At 67.7% G+C, this 5,812-nt stretch carries 7 protein-coding genes, 1 tRNA gene and 1 pseudogene; 4 read left to right on the forward strand and 5 right to left on the reverse strand.

Annotation, left to right across the window (positions count from 1 at the left end):
* Positions 1-239: 239 nt before the first annotated feature.
* Positions 240-929, reverse strand: a complete 690-nt coding sequence (locus AB0M20_RS23190) for a Tat pathway signal sequence domain protein (protein ID WP_364301363.1) — start codon at positions 927-929, stop codon at positions 240-242.
* Between the two features lie 367 nt (positions 930-1,296).
* Between AB0M20_RS23190 and AB0M20_RS23195 the strand changes: the two genes are divergently transcribed.
* Positions 1,297-1,962, forward strand: coding sequence for a DUF6230 family protein (locus AB0M20_RS23195; RefSeq protein ID WP_364301366.1), 666 nt, complete (start codon positions 1,297-1,299; stop codon positions 1,960-1,962).
* Entirely contained in the window at positions 1,962-2,342 is a 381-nt protein-coding gene (locus AB0M20_RS23200) for a DUF6114 domain-containing protein (protein ID WP_364301368.1), read from the forward strand. The genes AB0M20_RS23195 and AB0M20_RS23200 overlap by 1 nt, the downstream gene beginning before the upstream one ends.
* Here AB0M20_RS23200 and AB0M20_RS23205 read toward each other — a convergent pair whose 3' ends face one another.
* Positions 2,343-3,149, reverse strand: coding sequence for an S-methyl-5'-thioadenosine phosphorylase (locus AB0M20_RS23205; protein ID WP_364301370.1), 807 nt, complete (start codon positions 3,147-3,149; stop codon positions 2,343-2,345).
* A gap of 134 nt (positions 3,150-3,283) precedes the next feature.
* Between AB0M20_RS23205 and AB0M20_RS23210 the strand changes: the two genes are divergently transcribed.
* Together AB0M20_RS23210 and AB0M20_RS23215 are read left to right on the forward strand one after the other, a co-directional pair.
* Complete coding sequence (locus AB0M20_RS23210; RefSeq protein WP_364301376.1) at positions 3,284-3,841, forward strand: YqgE/AlgH family protein; 558 nt, start codon at positions 3,284-3,286, stop codon at positions 3,839-3,841.
* Between the two features lie 75 nt (positions 3,842-3,916).
* Positions 3,917-3,989, forward strand: a tRNA-Ala gene (locus AB0M20_RS23215).
* A gap of 91 nt (positions 3,990-4,080) precedes the next feature.
* Here the strand turns inward: AB0M20_RS23215 and AB0M20_RS23220 are convergent.
* The 3 genes and pseudogenes from AB0M20_RS23220 to AB0M20_RS23230 all read right to left on the reverse strand — a co-directional run.
* The gene (locus AB0M20_RS23220; RefSeq protein ID WP_364301372.1) at positions 4,081-5,250 is read right to left on the reverse strand and encodes a site-specific integrase; all 1,170 of its coding nucleotides are present in this window, start codon (positions 5,248-5,250) and stop codon (positions 4,081-4,083) included.
* Positions 5,250-5,444: a helix-turn-helix domain-containing protein gene (locus AB0M20_RS23225; RefSeq protein WP_364301374.1), complete on the reverse strand. Its 195-nt coding sequence runs from the start codon at positions 5,442-5,444 to the stop codon at positions 5,250-5,252. The genes AB0M20_RS23220 and AB0M20_RS23225 overlap by 1 nt, the downstream gene beginning before the upstream one ends.
* Positions 5,445-5,579: 135 nt before the next feature.
* Positions 5,580-5,812, reverse strand: a pseudogene (locus tag AB0M20_RS23230) (plasmid replication initiator protein RepSA); the annotation flags it as partial.

A 5,812-nucleotide genomic window follows, 5' to 3' on the forward strand; every position in this document is an offset into this window, starting at 1 on the left:
GAACGCAGAACACATCAAAAAACACCAACCGACCCGTTTTAAATCCCCGACAAAACATCTGTTTAGATTCCGGGGGCCCCCCCCGGAGCCCACATTTTAGGCGGCCCGCACCTACTGGTCGCCGCCACCGTTTCTGTGTGGTCGTGGTCGTCATGCGTGGCCCAGCCAGGTGGATTGGTCCAGGGCCGTGCCTGGAGATGTGTGCCCCGGCTGGGAAACCGGCCGGGGCTTCGTGTTGGTTACTCCGTCTCGGGCTCGAGGTTGGTGAAGACGATCGGGGTGCCCTCCGCCGTCGTGTCGAGGACCGGTGCGTAACGGGCCGTGAAGAAGCCGCTCGACGGGCACGTGATCGGGCCCGAGCTCTTCGCGAACGGCTGCTCCGCGAAGGAGATCGAGTTGTCCTCGTTCGAGACCGCCCCGGTGATGGAGAGGTTCACCGACGTGTAGACGCATGTCACCGAGCCCAGGATGGTGCCCAGGCTCAGCGTGGTCTTGATCGGCGCGGTCTCCGTGCCGGAGACCGTCACCACGCCCGCGCTGTCCACCGTCGTGGCGAACGGCGTGTTGTTCACCGTCACGCTGTTCACCCTCGTCACGCCGAAGATGTTGGCCGTGCACGAGGCGAACGTGTGGTCCGTTGTCGACTCGGTCGCCACCCCCGGCGCCACCGGGTTGTCGACGACGGTGCTGGTGAAGGCCGACTGGGCGCACCGGATGCCGGTCGAGCCGCCGGCCGCGGTGAAGAAGTCGGCCGTCGTGCCCTCCGCCACCGCGGCGGTGAGCACGTCGCCCACCGCCACGGCCGGGCCGGCCAGACTTCCGGTGGTCAGAACGTGGACGTCTTCTGGGTCTGCGAGAGCCGGTGCGCCGGCCACCGCGATGGACAGGGTGGCTACGGCGGCGATGACGAGGGGACGGACGACGCGCATGCCTAACTCCTTAACGAGGGTCCTCAGGGCGCGACGAATTGAGCGCGGAGATCGGTGCCTCCGTCGCGTGCAATTGCCGTGATGCGGATTCGGGGACCGGCCGTGGAGACGTCGGTGAGGGGATCGGCCGGTCCAGGGATACCGACGAGTAACGCCCAACTTCGACGGTTTATAGACCCGTCGGCGCCGACACGTCAAGGTGGTCGATTCGTAACATCGCGGGACTTGCACGGCGCCGCAACTCCACTTGACCCGGACCGTACCGGGGAGTAACTTCGGCCAACAGGCATAGACCTTCATTGATCGCTACTCGCCGGCGGCACTTCCCATGCCGCGCTCTCTCGGCCCGTCTATCAGGAGTAATGCGATGTCCGTAGTGGATGATCACCCCACCGTCGAGGTCGAGAGCGACGCGCCCGCCACGGACGGCGGGTTCCGCTGGAAGCGGTTCGGCGCCATGCTCGGAATCACCACCGCGGTGACCGCCGGCCTGGTCGCCCTGACCGGTCAGGGCGTGCTGGCCGCGAACTTCTCGATCTCCGGTATGCCGTTCACGGTCACCGCCACACATTTGCACGGCGACGGCTTCGCGCAATTCGCGACCATCGACTCGATGATTCCGGACAGCCCCAACGAGGGCGACACCGGCGGCCAGGTGGTGGTCATCGTGTCGGCCATCGACAAGGCCGAGCTGACCAAGCTGTGCCAGAGCGTCTCGCTCGGCGGCATGCACCTGAAGATCACCGCGGGGGACGCCGGCACGCCGGTCAAGGCGGACAGCCTGATCGTCGACTCCGACCTGATCTCCGGTGACACCGACTTCCGCAACATCGACATCGGCCAGGACGCCAGCACCCTCGACAAGGTGCACGACCGCAGGAACGGCGGCGTCGTCAAGGGTGGCGAGGGCGTCTTCAGCCAGCAGGCCTCCTCGATCGACATCAACAACCTGCGGCAGAACAACTACGCCACGACGGCGTCCCGGTTCACGCTTCCGCACCTGCGGATGACGTTCACGGATGACGGTTGCTGATGACGCAGCCGGCCACCCGTACCCCCTCGGCCTTTTCGCGGTGGCTGCACGCCCGCCCCTTCTGGGGTGGGCTGCTGGTCACCCTCGCCGGCGCCGAGATCCTGGTGACGGTGAAGGCGCCGCTGCCGGTCATCCTGCACGTGGGCATGCAGGGCGTCGCCGGCTTCCTGGTGCCGATCCTGCTGATGGCGAGCGGTCTGCTGCTGATCTTCAACCCGGCGCAGCGCCTCTTCTACTCCGTGGTAGCCGCCGTCCTCACGATCGCGTCCTGGCTCACCTCGAACGTGGGCGGCTTCGTGTTGGGCATCCTGCTGGGCTTGATCGGCAGTGCGATGGCTTTCGCCTGGTCGCCGGGCAGGCGTCGCTCGGGGCAGGTCTAGTCAGGGAAGGTCTAGCGGGAGCTTGATCCCGTCCAGCGCCCGGTGGCAGGGGCAGGTGCGCTCGGCGGGCAGGCGGGTCACCGCGTCGAGCAGGACCTCGCGGAGTTTCGCCGTGTTGTCGGCGAAGACCCGGAACACCTCCTCCTGCGTCACCCCGTGGTCGCCCTCCACGCCGGCGTCCAAGTCGGTGACCAGGGCGATCGCGGTGTAGCAGAGCGCCAGCTCGCGAGCCAGCACCGCCTCGGGGTGACCGGTCATGTTCACGATCGTGCCGCCGATCGCCGCATACCAGCGCGACTCGGCCCGCGTCGAGAAGCGCGGCCCCTCGATCACCACCATCGTGCCGCCGTCCACCGCGTCGACCGGAGCCGCCGCGGCCAGCACCGCCGACCGCCCGTCCGGGCAGTACGGGTCGGCGAACGAGACGTGCACGGCGCCCTGCTCGAAGTAGGTCTGCGCGCGTCCGCTCGTACGGTCGATCATCTGGTCGGGCACCACAAAGGTCCCCGGCCCCAGCTCCGGACGCAGGCCACCGACCGCACACGGCGCGATGATCTGGCGCACCCCGAGTGACCGCAACGCCCACAGGTTCGCGCGGTAGGGAATCTTGTGCGGCGGGAAGCGATGATCCCGCCCGTGCCGCGGCAGGAAAGCCACCCGCCGGCCACCCACCTCGGCCACGGTGATCGGATCCGACGGCGAACCGTAGGGCGTGGACACCTCGATCGCGTGCGCGTTGTCGAGCAATGCGTACAGGCCCGATCCGCCGATCACGCCGATCTCTGCCGCCGCGGGTGGATGGTTCATGCGCAGACCTTATCGGTGGCCGGAAGCGCAAGCTAATGTGCGATGCATGGCGTTGCACGCTCTCCCGTCACACGGTGACCTTGTGGGTTGGAGGCATCGTGTATAGCGAGGGTCAGCGGATCGGAGGGCGGTCGATGGAGTCGATGACCGGCCAGTTACTGGTTGCGACTCCGACCCTCAAGGATCCGAACTTCGACCGTACGGTCGTGCTGCTGGTCGCCCACGAGACCGGCGGCGCCCTGGGTGTGGTGCTGAACAGGGCCACCGAGGTGCCGGTGTCGGACGTGCTCGGCGACTGGGGTGACCTGGCCGGCGATCCGGCGGTGCTGTTCGAGGGCGGCCCGGTCCAGCCGGAGTCGGCGATCTGCCTGGCGCGGACCCGCCCGGAGGTCAAGCGGCGGGTGTCCGGCTTCCACCAGGTGGCAGGAGCTTTGGGTACGGTCGACCTGTCGGCCGACCCGGACAGGCTGCGCGACAGCGTGGCGGGGATCCGGGTGTTCGCCGGCTACTCGGGGTGGTCGCCGGGCCAGCTCGAGGACGAGATCACTTCGGGATCATGGTTCGTCTTCGACGCGCTGCCGGGTGACCCGTTCGTCACCCGCCCGGACGACCTGTGGGCGATGGTGCTGCGCAGGCAGGGCGACATCCTCGCGGCGGTGGCCCACTTCCCGCCGGATGTGTCCCTGAACTGAGGCCCCTGCCCACGGATCGGGTGGGCGGGTGTGTACTATTCCGGAAGTGCCCGGGCGAAAGCCGGGGTGTGGCAAGGGGCTGTGGCGCAGCTGGTAGCGCACCACACTGGCAGTGTGGGGGTCAGGGGTTCGAGTCCCCTCAGCTCCACCCCTGATGGCCTGGACTTTCGTCCGGGCCATCCGCATACGCGGGCCTTTCCAGGACCGCTTGACGGCAGCGCTGACGGCAACGATTCCGTTCATCCGAGGACGTCGTCCATGCCGTCGACCGCGCCGCCGAGCAGAGTCGGCAGGACGTGGGCGTAGGTGTTCATCGTGACCGCGATTCCCGAGTGGCCCAGGATCTCCATGACAACCCTCGGCGACGCCCCGGAAGCCAGCAGGAACGACGCGCAGGAGTGCCGGAGGTCATGCAAGCGGAGCGCGGGGGCGAAGGTCTCCCGGCCCATGTCGTCCTGGGTGACGTCGACCCGTACCCGGGACCGAATCAGCAGAGATCGGAAAGACCGGTTGAGGTTGCGGGGGTCGATGGGCGTGCCGTACTCGGTGCAGAACACCAGCCGATTCGCCACCCAATGACCGCCCGCGCTTGCCTGCTCCCGCTCTTGACGGTCGCGATGGTCTCGGAGAGCATCCCCGGCCATCTTCGGCAGGGGTAAGGTCCGGTGCGACCGATCCGACTTAAGCTCGTCCAGGACCAGGCGGCCAGCGACCCGCTGCACACCCTGCGTCACGCGAAGAGTGTCTTGCTCAAAGTCCACCATCGGCCAGGTCAGCCCGAGCAGCTCGGCACGACGGAGCCCGAGGGTCAAAGCGATCACCCATAAGGCGTACAGACGGTCCGTGCGCGCGGTCTGGAGCAACAGCCGAGCCTCCTCCACGGTCAGGGCCTGTACCTCCCGACGCGGAGCGCGAGGCGGCCTGACCAAACCCGCCACGTTCCGCTGCACCAGGCCCTCACGCAGTGCCTGCGACAGCGCCGACCGCAGGACGGCTCGGATGTAGTGCACCGTTCGAGGCGCGAGACCTTCGGCCAGCTTGGCGTTCAATAGCGACCTGACGTCGGCCGGAGTCAGCGAGTGCAGTCGCTTTCCGCCGATGGCGGGAACGATGTGCCGGTTGACGCAGCGAGCGTAGGTCTCGAATGTCCGAGGCCGCAGTTCGTGCTGCGCAACCTCGGCGAGCCAGTACGTCAGGTAGTCGCGGAGCCTGTTACCCGACTCGGTCGGTATTCCGCGCTGGTCTTGGGCGATCAGATGGGCGCGCTTACGGCCAGCCTCCTCCCGAGTGGCCCCGTAGACGCGGACCCGCTTGCGGGTGCCGTCGGCGGTGAGGACGTAGGCAGCAGCCTCCCACCGACCATCCTTACGCTGGTAGACGGTGCCTTCACCATTCGCACGACGGGCCATCAGTCGCTCACAGCGAGCGTGGCGATGACCTCGTCAACCGCCTCACGCGGTATGCGGCGGCTCTTGCCGATCTTCACTGAGCGAAGGCGGCCCGAGCGGATCAGGTCGTAGACCGCCGAGCGGCCGATGTTCAGCAATTTCGCGGCGTCCTCCACCCTGAGCAGGCGTGGAGGTTCGGTAATCAGTACTTCCATACGAGTCTCCTTCTGGATGGGTGCGCGCGTTAGAGGCTGGGGCGGCACGACGCGCGCCAGTCGTGCCGCCCCGTGAAGCAGGCGGTGGGGAAGCGTCGCTGTGGAGATGTCAAAGAACGTGTTGACACGTACGTGTCAGGCGGCGAGGGGGTGGGCCGAGTCGGCGGGGTCGTCGTCTGCCAGGTCGCGGGCGGCGTCGGCGCGTCGGCGGGCGGCATCGGCGGCTGAGTTGGCGAGGAGGGCGTCGCCGGTGGTGATCCAGCCGGTGGCGTGGTAGCCGAGCCGGCAGACGACCAGTTCGGCTTGTTGTTCGTCCCAGAGGTGTGGGAAGCCTTGGGTGCGCCGCCAGTTGGTGCGCTCGAGACGCT

The sequence above is a fragment of the Actinoplanes sp. NPDC051633 genome (genome assembly GCF_040681735.1).
Lineage (GTDB): Bacteria > Actinomycetota > Actinomycetes > Mycobacteriales > Micromonosporaceae > Actinoplanes.